Consider the following 15,283-nt stretch of genomic DNA (forward strand, 5'->3'; position numbering starts at 1 on the left):
AAAGGCAAATTTTTTCCGAGTTTGAAAAGATGGCGGGAAGTGGTTGATAACAATCGTGGATTTAAGTGAAATTTTGGTAAAAGATTATCATGTATATAATGTTTTTTGTACAGCAATTTATTTTACTTACATGGATATAATTACAGCGAAGGTGAAAACCTAATTTTAACAAGCTTTTGGTTATGAGGGGGTTAGCATTGAAATCTCGAGTTCCTATCCCATTGAGGAAGTTAATTGAAGATAAACAATCGGTGAAAAATAAAAAACAACAAGAAGACCTAAATCAAAGCGAAAATCCAAACTCCAGCAAAACTAAAAATCAAAACCAAAATCCAGTTACATCCCAAAATAGAAGTAAGGACTCAAAGAATCATCAAACAAAACTTATATCCCCTGATCTTCAATATAATATAGACCATATTAAGAAAACGTTAGGAAATAGTTCAGACATCGTTATAAGGGATTTCCAAGCAGGTAAAAATGGGGAAATAAAGTTAGGCATCGTTTACACAGATGGATTAACGGATTCTGCTTCCATCCAGGATTTAATCCTCGACACTTTGATGGTTGAAATTCGGAACTCTGACTTGGACGTAGCGGTCCCTGATTGTTTTGAATTGATAAAATCACATACTCTTCCTGTAGGGGGAATCGTGGAAATAACTGATTTTCAAAAGCTTTTCAACCATGTTTTATCGGGAGACACGATGTTATTGATGGACGGCTCCCCAAAAGGATTGGCACTCGGCTCGAGAGGCTGGGTCGATCGCGGAGTTCAAGAACCTTCCTCCCAAACAGTAGTAAGAGGGCCAAAGGATGGATTTACTGAAACGCTGCGAACAAATACTGCCTTAATACGAAGGAGAATAAAAGATCCTAACCTTTGGCTTGAAACAAAGCAGATTGGAGAAAAAACGCAAACAGACGTTGCGATTATGTATTTAAAAGGTGTTGCCAATGATAAAACGGTTTCAGAATTGCAAAGCCGGTTAAATCGAATCAATATAGATGCGATTCTTGAGAGTGGATACATTGAAGAGCTTATTCAGGATGAAGTATACACTCCATTTCCAACGGTTTATAATACGGAACGTCCTGATGCTGTAGCCGCTGCCATTTTAGAAGGAAGGATTGCGATAATGGTTGACGGAACGCCGTTTGTCCTTATCGTTCCAGCACTGATGGTGCATTTTTTCCAGTCCAGTGAAGACTATTATCAACGGGCAGACATTGCCACATTAATTCGAGTATTACGGTATTTATCCTTTTTCCTAGCTTTGCTAACACCGTCACTTTATGTAGCTGTTTCGACTTTTCATCAAGAAATGCTTCCTACTCCATTACTCATAAGTCTAGCTTCACAACGAGAAGGAGTTCCTTTTCCTGCTTTTGTGGAGGCGATGCTGATGGAGGTAGTGTTTGAAATTTTGCGTGAGGCAGGTGTGAGGATGCCAAGGGCAATCGGTTCATCCATTTCCATCGTTGGTGCATTAGTTATTGGACAGGCTGCTGTCGAAGCAGGGTTCGTTTCAGCAACAATGGTTATCATCGTGTCCTTAACAGCCATCTGCAGCTTTGTGTTTCCAGCCAATAGTATGGCCAGCGCTTTTCGGATGCTTCGATTCTTGTTTATGATCCTTGCCGCTACATTTGGATTATACGGGATCATTTTGGGGCTGATCATGATGGTCCTGCATTTAAATAGCTTAAGATCTTTTGGTTTACCATATTTAGCTCCAAATGCACCATTCATTTTACAAGATCAAAAAGACAACATCATTCGTATGCCACATTGGTCATTATTAAATCGGCCGCGATTGATCAGTAAAAATGATACAGACAGAGGAGATGTCAGTCCTCCGAAACCACCTAGATAAAATGATGAGATTATGAGGGTTTTACGATGAAAAAAATGCTAAAGGTAATTTTAATGTTACCTATAATTTGTTTATCCGGCTGTTGGAGCAGCATTGAGTTGAATGAACTTGCCATCGTTACAGCCATGGGAATTGATAAAACGGAAGAGGGGTATCTTGTAAGCGTCCAAGTTCTAAATTCGAGTGAGCTGGCAGGTGATGCCAGGTCTGGCCGCACGGAAGTTGTAACCTTCAGGGAAAGCGGTGTAACCATTGCTGAAGCAATTAGAAGCCTATCAACTGATGTACCAAGGAGGTTATATGTCGCACATCTTCGTGAAATTGTCTTTGGTGAGGAAATGGCCAGGGCAGGAATTGCAAAACCTCTGGATGTCCTTTCCCGGCAAAAGGAGTTGCGTTCCGATTTCTATATGACCGTTGCTAAGGGGGCAACTGCTTATGAAACGCTTAACGTGCAAACGGCTCTTGAAAAAATACCGGCAAATAAAGTTTTTGACTCCTTGGAAAATTCAGAGAAAAGGTGGGCGGCGACAAGGACGGTCACTTTGGATGAGCTGGTCAGCAGCATCGTCAGCAAAGGCAGACAGGCCATGCTAACGGGGATTCTAGTTTATGGTGATCCCGAAGCAGGAAGCAATGTTACGAATGCACAAAATATCTCCCCGAAATCCGGTTTGCGATTGGATTATCTTGGAGTATTCAAGAAGGATAAACTTGTCGGCTGGTTAAACAGGAACGACAGTAAAGGTGTTAGTTACATTACAGATCATGTTAAGTCCACTGCGGTAAATATACCATGTGAAGGTGATCAAATTACGGTCAACACGACTAGTTCAAAAACGAAAATCAAGGGGAAAGTGGAAAATGGAAATCCAAAAATTGATATAAATGTCACGTCAGAAGGGAGTATAGGTGAAGTTGAATGCACTATCGATTTAACCAAACCTGAAAAAATCGAAGAATTGAATAAAAGATTCGCAAAAGACATTAAGGATAAAATAGAAGGATCGATAAAAACGCTTCAAGAGAAGTATCAAAGTGACATCTTCGGTTTTGGTGAAGAAATTCATAGAACCGATCCTAAAGCATGGAAACGTTTAGAAGGAAATTGGGACCAGGAATTCGCAAATTTGGACGTGAATGTAACCGTTACTGCAAAGATTCGCAATTTAGGGACGATATCAGATTCTTTTCAAAAAGAAATTGAGGAGTAAAGACCAATGTGGGCAATTATTGGAACAGTTTGTACTGGAGCTATTATTTCATTTTTTGAAATACCCCCTCTTATTAAAAAGAAATGCTGGAAGGAAATTGTCATTTTTATTTTATTGCTTTTAATTGGCATGACGTTGAGTATTTTAATAATCAAGGATATTACCATTCCCACCCCCATCGACTGGATAACGAAAATATATAGTCCACTCGCTCATTTCATGGATCGCATTTTATCCTAGGGAGGTATCGAATATGCTTGAAAAAGGAAAAATCAACTCTGGTGAATTTCTTATAATGGTCATCATATTCACCATTGGAGGAGCGATACTTACTTTACCTTCCGTACTAGTTTCATTAGCAAAACAGGATGGCTGGATTGCCTATATTATAGCTACTCTCATCGGGTTATGTTTCGTTCTCTTATTTACCCGGCTCGCCTTACTTTACCCATCCATGAATTATATAGAAGTTAATGAAAAAATATTTGGGATATGGATCGGGAAGATCTCGGCACTGCTATTCCTATTATATTTATATTACCTTTCTTCAGCGTTACTTAGTGAAATTGGGAATTTTTTTTCAACACAGGTTCTGGTTGAGACACCTATGGAAATGATTATGATCTTGTTTATATTAACAAGCTTATTTGGTGCACGGCTAGGATTGGAAGTCATCTGCCGAACGGCATTAATCTTTTTTCCTTGGCTTGTACTGCTGCTTTTCATATTATTCGTGTTTCTTATCCCGGACATCAAAATCGAAAATTTGCAACCTGTATTTGAAGGAGGCATGAAACCGATAATGAGGGGGTCATATCACTCTTTAGCCCTGCCTTATGTTCAGCTCGTTTTCTTTTTAATGATCACTCCATATGTACATGAAAAGGCTGAAATGAAGAAAAACTTTTATTTAGGGACTATATTAGGTGGCGGCGTTCTATTCTTAGTGATCATTTTCTGTATCCTTGTGTTGGGGGCTGAAAACACAGCAAGGTTAACCTACCCTTCTTATAAACTGGGAATGAGGATAAGCATTGGTGATTTTTTTGAAAGGGTCGAGGTCATTGTGGCCTTCATATGGGTTTTTACAGAGTATTTTAAGTTGACCATATGCTTTTATGGACTCGCCTTGGGACTAGCTCAATTGCTGGGTATGCAAAATTACAAAATACTACTATTCCCATTAGCTTTTCTCATTCTCACTTTTACCATCTTTTCGCATCCCGATATCGTGCATTATCAAAACTTTATGGCTACAGCTTGGACACCATTATCCTTAACGATATGTTTTATTCTGCCATTGTTATTATTAACGGTTGGGAAAATTAGGGGAAGGTAAGGGGGGCGTCACTTGTTCATGTGGACATTACTTACATCCGGAAAAAAATACCATGAAAAATTTGATGGGACACGGAAAGGTAGTAAATAAAATATTCTGACAAATTCATTGACTAAAGAAACCTGATGATTTAATATAACAATATATAACATTACATAATGTTGTATATCAAATATTAAAGGAGTGGGAAAATGAGTAAATCGGTTATGAATGTAAAAAGTAATGTAAAAACAGTATTGGATCAATTAAAGGGTAGAAAAATTAACAATATTTATTTGGTAGCATGCGGGGGATCTTCTGCCATTATGTATTCAGCTAAGTATATACTGGATCGTGAAGCTAAAAATATAACCTCCGATCTGTATAGTTCAAATGAGTTTATACATCGCAATCCACAACAACTAGGGAAGGAATCTTTAGTCATTTTATGCTCGATGTCCGGAACAACTCCTGAAACAGCTGAAGCGGCTAAGTTTGCAAAAAGTAAAGGTGCGTTTACAGTGGCATTAACGAATGAACCAGCATCACCATTGGCCCAAAATGCGGACCTTTATATTAAATATGAATGGGGGAACGGTGTAAACGCCTTCGATACAAACCTCAGTGTTTTATATCAATTAGTTTTTGGTGTACTTCATATGGCGGAAAACAATGAAAAGTTCGGAAAACTGGTATCAAGTTTGGAGAACTTACAGCCAGTGTATGAAAAAGCCCTGGAGCAAGAAGCTTCAAATGCAAGGGCATTCGCACAATCTCATGCAAAAGAACCTGTTATCTATACAATGGCAAGTGGTTCAAACTATGGGACAGCCTATTCTTTCAGCATTTGTATCTTAATGGAAATGCAATGGATTCACTCACATGCCATTCATGCTGGTGAGTACTTCCATGGACCATTCGAAATTATTGACGAAAATGTACCGTTTATCATTCTATTGGGATTGGATGAAACAAGACCATTGGAAGAAAGAGCATTATCTTTTTCTCAGCGTTATGGCAAAAAGCTAACGGTGTTAGATGCAAAACAGTATGATCTTGATGGTATTGATGAAGAAGTAAAAGGATATATTGCACCGCTTATCTTAAATCGTGTATTACGTCAATATGCAGAAGAATTAGCGGAAGCGCGTAATCATCCCTTAAGCAAAAGGCGTTATATGTGGAAAGTAGAATACTGATAGCCAGAGGAAACTTAATATTCTGTATATTTTATTTGCGAATTATACTATAATGTTTTATAACATTATAGTATAATTTCCTGATGATAAAAGCATTTATAAAAAGGAGGGTATTCATGAGAAAAACAAAACTTATATTCGCATCATTTTTAAGTTTATCTTTAATGCTTGGGGGATGTTCTGGTGAAAGAACATCTTCAGAATCAGATGTTGGAAAAACCACCTTAACATTTTTCCATAGGTGGCCAAAGGAACCGGAAAAAACTTACTTTAATGAAGTTGTAAAAGAATTTGAAAAAGAAAACCCCGATATCCATATTAAAACCGAAGCGGTCCTAAACGATTCGTATAAAGACAAAATTAAAGTAATGACAGGTACAAATAATCCACCTGATGTTTATTTCTCTTGGAGTGATGAATTTGCCAGTCAGTTTGTGCGAGGCAATAAAGCTTTGGATTTAACTTCTTATTATAAAAACGATCCGACATGGTCTTCTCAACTCGTTCCATCCCAAGTCAAACCATATACATTTAATGATAAGGTGTATGGTGTCCCCGTAACAATGGATGGAAAAATGTTTTTCTATAACAAGGATGTCTTCGAAAAATTGAACATACACCCACCTAAAACCTGGAATGATTTTATCGATGTATTAAAAGTGTTAAAAAAGAATAACTACACAGCTCTTCAATTCGGCAGTCAAGATACTTGGACAATTTCCCATTATGTGGGCACATTGAATCAACGTCTGGTTAGTCCGGAAGTGCTGGCAATGGATTATAATCGAAAAACCGGAAAATTCAAGGATGACGACTACATAAAAGCGCTTGAGAAATTCCAAGAGTTGTTACCTTACTTTAATGAGAATACTAATTCAATAGATCATGAATATGCAAGGCAGCAATTTTCAAATGGTAAAGCACCTATGTTTTATGCAGAAACGGCAGAGATCAAGTTATTTGGACCCACTAAGTTTGAACTTGGAATGTTTAACTTTCCTGAGGTAGAAGGAGGAAAGGGTAATCAAACAAATCTAACGGGATCGCCTGAAGGCTTTATGGTTTCTTCCAAGACAAAGCATCCCAAAGAAGCGATGGAGTTTTTAAAGTTTCTAACCACTAAACATATGGGAGAGAAACTAGTCACTGATGTGGGCAAGTATAGTGCAGTTAAAGGTACGGTGAATGAAAATAATTCTTCCCCGGAACAGCTGGAAGCGGTTCAAAGCATATTAAACACAAAAGAAATGGCCCCATGGTTTGACATGAGCATCGATGCACGTATTGCAGATGCCTATTTAACCGGAACACAAATGATGTTAAATGGAGATAAAACACCTAAACAAATTATGCGTGATGTTCAAAAAGCTGCTGATACCGTTAGGTTTGAAGCGGGGAAATAAGGGAATTCATTTTTCCGTTTTATTAAGGGAGTGATATTTTAATGATAAAACCCGATAAATTTGTACCTTATCTATATCTTCTTCCAGCATTAGTTTTTTTATTGCTTGTTTATATTCCCATTTTCCAGAATATTGGCGATAGTATGTATAATTGGAGTACATTTTCACCAGATAAAGCATTTGTAGGGATGGATAATTACTTTACTTTATTTAAAGATCCTGTATTTTATGAAGCTTTAAAAAATAATATTCTTTATGCTGTCATTTCGATTGTTTTCCAGGTTTTTGGAGGGTTAATTGTTGCAGCTGTTTTAGAAGATAAATTAATCCGTAAATTTTCACCTATATTTCGCACAGTCTATTTTTTGCCGGTCGTCGTTTCAATGACAGTCATCGCATTGCTGTTTTCATTTTTTTACAACCCGGAAGTAGGGTTGTTAAATCAGTTTCTTAAAATGATTGGATTGAATAATTTAGCACTGCCATGGTTGGGTGATAGTGAAACGGCAATCTATGCAGTCATTGCTGTCTCACAGTGGCAATCAATTGGTTATATAGCCATGCTATATATCGTATCCATCCAAAAAATTTCACCTGAACTATATGAAGCAGCTGAAATGGATGGAGCGAATAAAATAAAAACGTTTTTTCACATTACGGTTCCAGCAACAAAGGAAATGACATTCGTCGCCGTAATATTAACATTGACAGGTGCCTTTACAGTGTTTAATGAGCCATATATCTTAACCGGAGGGGGACCGGGAACTTCTTCGGAAGTCCTGAGTACCTATTTATATAAAACGGCTTTTTCAAAAGATATGATGGGATATGCTTCTGCCATAGCAACGGTTATCTTAATTATTACGTTACTTATTTCTCTTGTTCAAATGAAAATATTTAAAACGGGAAAGGAGGACTAATAATGGAGATGCCTAAATCAACGATCGGAGTACCGGAATTAGTTGTGGAAGATCTAGAGTATGCAAGGAAAAGAAAAACCTATAATATGAGAATAGCCCTTGTTTATGCAGGTTTGATCGCCTACTTTCTTGTTGTTGCATATCCCTTATTATGGATGGTCATCAGTTCTTTCAAAAGCACAGAGGAAATTTTCAACCATAGTTGGTCACTTCCTCATACATGGTTGTTTGAAAATTATGTTACAGCTTGGAATAGTGGGATTTCTTCCTACTTTTTAAATAGTGTCATGGTTACTGGCATGACTTGTATGCTAACGGTTTTAGTAAGTGCGTTAGGTGCATACGGATTATCTCGCTTCGATTTTCGTGGAAAGGCTTTCATTTTGGTCATATGCTTAGGCGGTTTGATGCTATCTCCCCAAGTAAGCCTGATCCCTTTGTATAATATCATTCAGAAGCTTGGGATATATAACACCCATTGGGCGCTAATCTTACCTTATGTAGCATACAGAATTCCGCTAACCATCTTGTTGATTCGTGCCTACTTCCTGTCCATTCCGAAAGAACTGGAAGAGGCTGCCCGGCTGGATGGGTGCACAAACCTTGGAATCCTTTTTAGGATTTTCATACCCATGAGTAAACCTATTTTATTAACGACGGTAATTTTAACAGCTTACTATACATGGAATGAATTCATGTTCGCCATCATCTTTATAGACGATGATAGTTTGCGTACGATACCTGCCGGTTTAATGCAATTCCGAGATGCATTGCAAACCGATTGGGGAGTGTTGCTTTCTGGATTAACGATTTCAGCGGCACCTATCGTCATTTTATTTTTATTCATGCAGAAGTATTTTATCCGTGGAATTGCTAGTGGAAGTGTAAAATGATTACAGGGGGAACAGGCATGAAGCTAATTGGAATTGGAGATAACGTAGTAGATTTTTATAAAGACCAAGGAAAGATATATCCCGGCGGCAATTCATTGAATGTGGCAGTCATGTACAATCGTTTAAATGATGAGCAATCTTCATATATTGGCATTGTAGGAAATGATGGGGCGGCAGACCATGTGTTGGAGGTATTGCAAAAGGAAAAGATGGAGATTAGTAGAGTAAGACAAGCGGTAGGGGAGAATGGTATGGCCGTCGTCGCGTTGGATAAGGACGGGGACCGAATTTTCATTGGTTCCAATAGAGGGGGAATTCAATCCAGATTGGGGATTGTACTGAATGACAAGGATTTGGATTATATTCGGCAACACGACCTTCTTCATACAAGTGTTTATAGCCATATTGAGCATAACCTCCCATCATTAAGTCAACTCATTGACATTTCTTTTGATTTTTCGACAAATCAAGAGGAACACTATTTACAAAAAGTTTGTCCGTATGTGACATATGCATTTTTTTCAGGAAGTAATTTAAACACTGCAGAGTGCCATGCACTGATTCAAAAAGTGCATTCGTTCGGCTCAAAAGTGGTATGTGTTACTCGTGGGGAAAAGGGAGCACTCTTATCAATTGAAAATCAATTATATGAACAAGCTATTATCCAAACCAAAGTTGTAGATACATTGGGGGCGGGAGATTCATTTATTGCTGGTTTTCTCTCATCGTATGTCCAAGGGCAAGATGTAAATAAAGCTTTACAAAAAGGAGCTTTAGCTGCCTCCCAAACCTGTCAGGATTATGGAGCATTTGGGTATGGTAAAGAATATATTCCTGACCATATGCTGGTTTAACATGATTTATAGATGGAAAAAGGTAACGAGATCCCGGATTAGGAGGGGGATTCGTTACCTTTTTCTTGCGACATGGAACTATCAATCGTAAAGGTCACGCGATTGGCAGGATAATATAAGAAGGAGGAATGGATGGGCTGCTTCTTTGCGTCATATGCCACTTTCTCCACTTTGAAAAGGGGATCTCCCACTTCGCACTCTAAAAATTTTGCTTCATCTGCATTTGCCAATACCATATTTAAGAGTTTCGTGTTATGAACAGGAGTTATATTATATTTATGTTTTATGATGTCATACATGGAAACGGAGTTATGGACATGCTCATTTAAATTAGGCAGAACCTTTAAGGAATACTGAGAAATTTCCAAGGTGAGAGGTTGATTATCATAGTATAAGATCCGTTGTAATTCAAGAACATCACTTTCAGGAGTAATCTCCAAGGATTTAGAAATATTAGCAGGTGCGGGTATGATTCCAAATGAAAGGATTTTAGTTTGAGGTATCTTCCCTAATTCTGACATATATTCAGCATGACCGTTAACAGCAAATAGTTCCCTTTTTACTTTAGGATATTGGACAAATGTTCCCTTTCCTTGTTGGCGTATTAGAAGACCCTCTTCCACCAAGTCCAAAACCGCTTTTCTAACAGTAATGCGACTTACTCCATATATGTCACATAATTCTGTTTCGGTTGGTAATCTTTCGCCAGGAGAGTAAATCCCTTTGTTTATATCTTCAATAATAGATTGTTTCAATTGCATATATAATGGCGTAGAACTATGAGTGTTGAGTTTCATATTTTCCCCTTTCTCTTATTTTTTTCTTTTATTATAACGTATTGTGATATTATAGTACAAATCATCAATTCGACTAAATGCATAGCCAATATATATATATGGTTAAAGGCATCCGGCAACAACGGTCCGAGATAACAATGTCGGAGATCGTTGTTATGGGAAAATATGCTTTTTTGCACTAACATTAAAGAGTATATATAAGTGCAGCACCCAACTTTTAGCTAAAGCAGGTGCCCGCATCATAAAATAGCCATAATACGACATCAAATTCCAACATATTTCTACTTTTCCATTTTGTATAATGAGATAGAAGAATATTTTTAGGGAGTGATTATTGTCATATGAAAAACAGGAAGGTTATTTCAACTCTGGGAGTTGCCGTTTTTACGGCGAGTATTGCGGCACCAGCATTTGCAGCTAATGAAACATCCCCGGGAACACCCATTCAACAAACTTATTCGGTTTCAGGTTTTACAGATCATGCTGAACTAGGGAAAAAGCTAGAACAAATTGCGAGTGATAGCCAAGGTAAAGTAAAAGTGGATGTAGCTGGATATTCCAATAGGCATAGAGAAATCTATAAAGCAACCGTGGGAACTGGCGACAAAGTCGTTTTCATTCAAAGTGAGATCCATGGGAATGAGAAAACTGGTACGGATGCCATCTTGAATATCTTGAAGTTTTTGGGGACCAACACACCTGAAGCGGAAAAAATTCGTAAAGAAATTACCTTGGTAGCTTTGCCTAAAATGAATCCCGATGCCGCTGAATTGAACCGTCGCGGAAATGATATGACCTGGGCAGAGGTCGTCGACCAGTTTCCGCAGTTAGCAGGAGCGAATCCATCTTGGAACTACTATACATACAAAAATGAATCATTCGATTATGAGTCCAAACCAGGTTTCGATGTTAATCGTGACTTTAATCCTGATTTAAATTATATTCCCCAAGCTAAAGACTTCCCTGGAAAATCATCCACCCCTGGTTGGTTCATAACACCTGAATCACAAACAACACGTGATGTTTACAAGTCTCTACTGAAGCAATACGGTAAGGTGGAGATTTTTGTGGACCTGCATCACCAAGCTCCCTATTATGAAGTTGATGGAACGGATGATTTAGTCACCTACTCGATTTCCGCTCAATTTGTTCCTGATCCAAGCTCGCCTTCAGGGCAGGATTATGCAAAATATGCAAAAAACTATAATTATGATTTTTCCAGACAATTGAATGTGGCGGTATATAATGCCATGAAAGCACAAGGTAATTCTCCATATGGGAATATATCCTTGTATCCGCAAAACCAAAACCTTCCTGGAACGGCTTTAGGAGCCTTTGCTTTAAACGGAAGCGGGACAGTACTCTTTGAAGTTAGAGGTCAAACACAGTCTTTTGGCCAAAAGAAAAAAGGCATGCTTATTAAAGCAGTTGAAAGAGGGTTATATGGAATAATTGATGGAGTTACTGATGGCTCTGTATATAAAATCAATCCGGAACAATACGAGTCCATTCCACTGACGGAGGGCAGGCAATAATAAAAATTGAGGAAATGATAGTTCTATCAACTTCCAGCCTATATTGAAGTAACCAGACGGAACTCTAGGAAAAAGTGTTCTATCTAAAAGGTAAGACAAAGTTGATTGGAGCGGGTGTTCGAGACTCCTGCTTAGAAAAGCGCGTCTAGGGGAGACCCCGCAGGCGAAAGCCGAGGGCCGACCGCCCACGGAAAGCGAGTGCCCTACGTTCCAATCAACGTCCAAATTGTACAAGCCATAAAAATAGACAAACTCGATTTTCATCAAGTTTGTCTAAAGTCTGAACAGACTGGTGTCCGTCTGGTTTTTCTTCACCGGGAACAAAAATGTTTTTTGGTAGAAGAACTATTTGGAAACATAGTCATTTTTCACTATTAACATAAAGTAGTAAAAATGTCAGAATATTAATAATAGTTATATTTCTTGATTATTATATTTAATAAGGAGGGTTTATTTTGAATTTTAAAAAGAAAGTTCTATCAGTTTCATTATCTAGTTTAATGACGTTAGGCGCAGTAACAGCTGTTGCGTTACCAGTCGGAGCGGTTGGAAATGGCCCCAGTGCTGGAAATGGTCAAGTGACAACTTCAAATCTTCATACATATGAAAGCCTGGTGAGCTATCTTGAAACGCAGGATGCTAAACAAGAAAGGCTGGCACTGGAAGTAATCGGGGAAACGGTAAAAGGAAGGGACATTTACCTAGCGAAGTACATGTCAAATCCTAAGAATCCAACCATACTATTTTTAACGCAACAGCATGGAAATGAACAACTGACTACCGAGGGTGCTCTCGAATTCATTAAACATCTAGGCACGAATAAGACTAAAGGTTTATTGGATAATGTTAATATACTGATCATTCCCATGTTAAATGCAGATGGAGCCATGGGAGATGTCAATTTCCCTCTTGATGACTATTTAGCAAAAGGTGATCGGCATTTAACACGGGCAAATGCAAATGGGATCGACTTAAACCGTGAGCATGATAAAAAAACTGATTCCATGCAAGTAGAAGTAAAGGCTTTACACGAAAAAGTATTTGCGAAATACGATATAGATTACATGATAGATTTACATCATCAAGGGACGCTAAGCGAAACAGATGGTGAACTTGTTTCAGGTTCGATTCTTCATCCTACAAACGCGAACGTAAAGCCTGAAGTGTTAGAAGCGTCAAAGAAACTGGGTGCTGTCGTATATAACTCCATTGAACCAACTGGTTGGGGGCATATTGGTAGGTATGATGGCGGTTCTGGAGAAAATATAGGCCGTAATGGTGCAGCTGTCCGTTATGACATTGCCACACTGCTCTTTGAGATGCGAGGTATGTCGGACCACAATGTCGAGTCTGTAGCGCTTGGACAAAAAAGTAATGGCTATCTAATTAAGCAAACAGTAACCACTTTGGATGCAGCTGTCAGAGCTATTGCCGATGATTCAATTGAAACTGTCGATGCAAGCTTTTGGGACACCCTGCCAACACAATCCAATCGTCCCGGGATAGAATCGGACGAATAAAATGAAGACACATTCCATTCTATCAGATGGGATGTGTTTTTTTGATTCCTTATGTCGCCGGAAACAGGATGAGGAGCCAATTTTTCCCAACCCGATATGACATTATTTACAGTTAAAATAGCAGTACTATAGTAAAAGATAACATAGAAAAAAAGCATCTGCTTTCACCTAAGAAGATGCTCAATTTGTCGATAAAAGGGGGTTCGGAATGATTTCACATATAACCATGATTTTAAAGGAAGATTAGATGATCCTTAATGTTTTTTTCTGTTTTATGAAACCCTCAATGGATTGAAGAAATTTGCGACACTCCTGCCGAATAGCTGGCTAGCCGAGACCCCACAGACGCTTGCGTCGAGGAGGATTGGCAGACAGTCGGCGGAAAGGGAGCGGATTTCCGAAATCAGCTGGAACATTTTTAAAGAAAAAAGACTGTAGACAAATTCGCTTTCTTCGAATTTGTCTACAGTCTGAGCATCTGTTTTCATAAACAGGTGCTTTTTGAATTTCAGGACTTTTATATCATTAGCTTGGATCTTTCAGATCGATTAACAGTATCGGCCTGTATGGCCAGTGTTTGTCCTATAAACTTTTTTCGGCTGAATTCTCCTTTTTTTCTTCTTCTTTTAGTTGTAAGGCTACTAGACTGGCAAAGTCATGAATGATGGTGGCTGCCAATAGTGATGTAATTTGTGTTGGATCATACGGCGGGAGGACTTCCACCAGGTCGAACCCAATAAAGTTGAATCCTTGCAGAGAGCGTATCATTTCAAGGGTTTCAAAGCTATTTAGACCGCCGACCTCCAATGTGCCAGTTCCAGGAGCGCAGGATGGATCGACAAAATCAATATCAAATGTCAAGAAACATGGTGTATCCCCAATGGTTTTCTTGACTTCATTCACGACATCTTCGATTCCTCTCTTCTTCAGCTCGGGCGTAGTTATCACATTGTATCCTAGTTCTGTACTGGAATCTAAATCTCCTGGATGATTGAGCGTACCTCTGATGCCAATCTGGAAAACTTTATCCGTTTGGAGCAAACCTTCCTCATATGCACGGATAAACGGGGAACCGTGCCAGTATTTTTCTTCATAATAAGTATCCCAAGTATCTGTATGTGAATCAAAATGAAGAAGTGCAACAGGACCGTGGATTTTTGCGGCTGCTCTTAAATTAGCCAATGTTACTGAATGATCTCCTCCGATGCCTATTGGAATGATGCCATTTTTCATCAAGTCTGACATAGCCTTTTCAATTAACTCATAGCTTCGATGTATATTATGGGGAATCACCGAAACATCCCCGATATCAATTGCATTACATTCGTCAAACGGAAATACCTTGTGAATGGGATGATAAGGAAACAACGTCATGGATGCTTGGCGGACTGCCTGTGGAGCAAACCTGGCTCCTACCCTGAATGAAGCAGCTGTATCAAAAGGCATACCTACCACTGCCAATTTGGCATTTTCCCTTGAAGAAGGTAAGCGCATAAATGATCCGGTGGTACAAAACTCTGGTTTAACATCAGGTGATAAAGGATATTTCATTTTTCTATTCCTCCATTTTCTTATAACTATAGTAGTTTTGAAACTCATTAAATGAATTCCTATAGATGATTAATCATGCAATTATCATGCCAAGTCACTGTGAGTGATTTAATGAGGGTTTTTACAAGATAACATGGGCATTGTGTATGCAAAGGCGAATAAGTTATGGGAAATTGAATCGCCGATGAAGAGATGCTGAAAG

13 protein-coding genes are annotated in these 15,283 nt (G+C 38.6%); 11 read left to right on the forward strand and 2 right to left on the reverse strand.

What is annotated here, in order from left to right:
- The first annotated feature begins 251 nt into the window (after window positions 1-251).
- The 9 genes from ACFX4H_RS03020 (at window position 252) to ACFX4H_RS03060 (ending at window position 9,678) form a co-directional block, all read left to right on the forward strand.
- The gene (locus ACFX4H_RS03020) at window positions 252-1,877 is read left to right on the forward strand and encodes a spore germination protein (protein ID WP_376708680.1); all 1,626 of its coding nucleotides are present in this window, start codon (window positions 252-254) and stop codon (window positions 1,875-1,877) included.
- A 26-nt stretch (window positions 1,878-1,903) separates the two neighbouring features.
- Complete coding sequence (locus ACFX4H_RS03025) at window positions 1,904-3,091, forward strand: Ger(x)C family spore germination protein (RefSeq protein WP_377433842.1); 1,188 nt, start codon at window positions 1,904-1,906, stop codon at window positions 3,089-3,091.
- 6 nt (window positions 3,092-3,097) lie between these two features.
- Window positions 3,098-3,331 carry a hypothetical protein gene (locus ACFX4H_RS03030; protein WP_063590757.1) on the forward strand — a complete coding sequence of 78 codons (234 nt, stop codon included), beginning with the start codon at window positions 3,098-3,100 and terminating at the stop codon, window positions 3,329-3,331.
- Window positions 3,332-3,344: 13 nt separating this feature from the next.
- Window positions 3,345-4,430: a GerAB/ArcD/ProY family transporter gene (locus ACFX4H_RS03035; protein WP_377433844.1), complete on the forward strand. Its 1,086-nt coding sequence runs from the start codon at window positions 3,345-3,347 to the stop codon at window positions 4,428-4,430.
- 191 nt (window positions 4,431-4,621) lie between these two features.
- Window positions 4,622-5,608: an SIS domain-containing protein gene (locus tag ACFX4H_RS03040; protein ID WP_034307793.1), complete on the forward strand. Its 987-nt coding sequence runs from the start codon at window positions 4,622-4,624 to the stop codon at window positions 5,606-5,608.
- A 116-nt stretch (window positions 5,609-5,724) separates the two neighbouring features.
- Window positions 5,725-7,011 (forward strand): ABC transporter substrate-binding protein, encoded by a 1,287-nt coding sequence (locus ACFX4H_RS03045; protein ID WP_034307791.1) that lies wholly within the window; start codon window positions 5,725-5,727, stop codon window positions 7,009-7,011.
- Between the two features lie 41 nt (window positions 7,012-7,052).
- Complete coding sequence (locus tag ACFX4H_RS03050; RefSeq protein ID WP_034307788.1) at window positions 7,053-7,931, forward strand: carbohydrate ABC transporter permease; 879 nt, start codon at window positions 7,053-7,055, stop codon at window positions 7,929-7,931.
- Between the two features lie 86 nt (window positions 7,932-8,017).
- On the forward strand, window positions 8,018-8,824 hold the full coding sequence (locus tag ACFX4H_RS03055; RefSeq protein WP_226990416.1) for a carbohydrate ABC transporter permease: 807 nt from the start codon (window positions 8,018-8,020) through the stop codon (window positions 8,822-8,824).
- 17 nt (window positions 8,825-8,841) lie between these two features.
- The gene (locus ACFX4H_RS03060; protein WP_034311248.1) at window positions 8,842-9,678 is read left to right on the forward strand and encodes a PfkB family carbohydrate kinase; all 837 of its coding nucleotides are present in this window, start codon (window positions 8,842-8,844) and stop codon (window positions 9,676-9,678) included.
- A 38-nt stretch (window positions 9,679-9,716) separates the two neighbouring features.
- On the opposite strand, the gene ACFX4H_RS03065 is transcribed toward ACFX4H_RS03060, so the two are convergent.
- The gene (locus ACFX4H_RS03065) at window positions 9,717-10,475 is read right to left on the reverse strand and encodes a GntR family transcriptional regulator (RefSeq protein WP_377433848.1); all 759 of its coding nucleotides are present in this window, start codon (window positions 10,473-10,475) and stop codon (window positions 9,717-9,719) included.
- Window positions 10,476-10,816: 341 nt separating this feature from the next.
- Here ACFX4H_RS03065 and ACFX4H_RS03070 point away from each other — a divergent pair, with 341 nt between their 5' ends.
- Together ACFX4H_RS03070 and ACFX4H_RS03075 are read left to right on the forward strand one after the other, a co-directional pair.
- Window positions 10,817-12,010, forward strand: a complete 1,194-nt coding sequence (locus ACFX4H_RS03070) for a M14 family zinc carboxypeptidase (protein WP_377433851.1) — start codon at window positions 10,817-10,819, stop codon at window positions 12,008-12,010.
- Between the two features lie 455 nt (window positions 12,011-12,465).
- The gene (locus ACFX4H_RS03075; RefSeq protein ID WP_377433854.1) at window positions 12,466-13,530 is read left to right on the forward strand and encodes a M14 family zinc carboxypeptidase; all 1,065 of its coding nucleotides are present in this window, start codon (window positions 12,466-12,468) and stop codon (window positions 13,528-13,530) included.
- A 582-nt stretch (window positions 13,531-14,112) separates the two neighbouring features.
- On the opposite strand, the gene speB is transcribed toward ACFX4H_RS03075, so the two are convergent.
- Window positions 14,113-15,081 (reverse strand): agmatinase, encoded by a 969-nt coding sequence (gene speB / locus ACFX4H_RS03080; protein ID WP_323603690.1) that lies wholly within the window; start codon window positions 15,079-15,081, stop codon window positions 14,113-14,115.
- Window positions 15,082-15,283: the final 202 nt, after the last annotated feature.

Source organism: Peribacillus sp. YIM B13477, from assembly GCF_042787955.1.
Lineage (GTDB): Bacteria > Bacillota > Bacilli > Bacillales > DSM-1321 > Peribacillus > Peribacillus frigoritolerans.

Bases quoted from the DNA above. Each gene is read 5' to 3' on its own strand.
- ACFX4H_RS03025 (WP_377433842.1), top strand. From the start codon at position 1,904: ATGAAAAAAATGCTAAAGGTAATTTTAATGTTACCTATAATTTGTTTA.
- ACFX4H_RS03030 (WP_063590757.1), top strand. From the start codon at position 3,098: ATGTGGGCAATTATTGGAACAGTTTGTACTGGAGCTATTATTTCATTT.
- ACFX4H_RS03035 (WP_377433844.1), top strand. From the start codon at position 3,345: ATGCTTGAAAAAGGAAAAATCAACTCTGGTGAATTTCTTATAATGGTC.
- ACFX4H_RS03040 (WP_034307793.1), top strand. From the start codon at position 4,622: ATGAGTAAATCGGTTATGAATGTAAAAAGTAATGTAAAAACAGTATTG.
- ACFX4H_RS03045 (WP_034307791.1), top strand. From the start codon at position 5,725: ATGAGAAAAACAAAACTTATATTCGCATCATTTTTAAGTTTATCTTTA.
- ACFX4H_RS03050 (WP_034307788.1), top strand. From the start codon at position 7,053: ATGATAAAACCCGATAAATTTGTACCTTATCTATATCTTCTTCCAGCA.
- ACFX4H_RS03055 (WP_226990416.1), top strand. From the start codon at position 8,018: ATGAGAATAGCCCTTGTTTATGCAGGTTTGATCGCCTACTTTCTTGTT.
- ACFX4H_RS03060 (WP_034311248.1), top strand. From the start codon at position 8,842: ATGAAGCTAATTGGAATTGGAGATAACGTAGTAGATTTTTATAAAGAC.
- ACFX4H_RS03065 (WP_377433848.1), bottom strand. From the start codon at position 10,475: ATGAAACTCAACACTCATAGTTCTACGCCATTATATATGCAATTGAAA.
- ACFX4H_RS03070 (WP_377433851.1), top strand. From the start codon at position 10,817: ATGAAAAACAGGAAGGTTATTTCAACTCTGGGAGTTGCCGTTTTTACG.
- speB (WP_323603690.1), bottom strand. From the start codon at position 15,081: ATGAAATATCCTTTATCACCTGATGTTAAACCAGAGTTTTGTACCACC.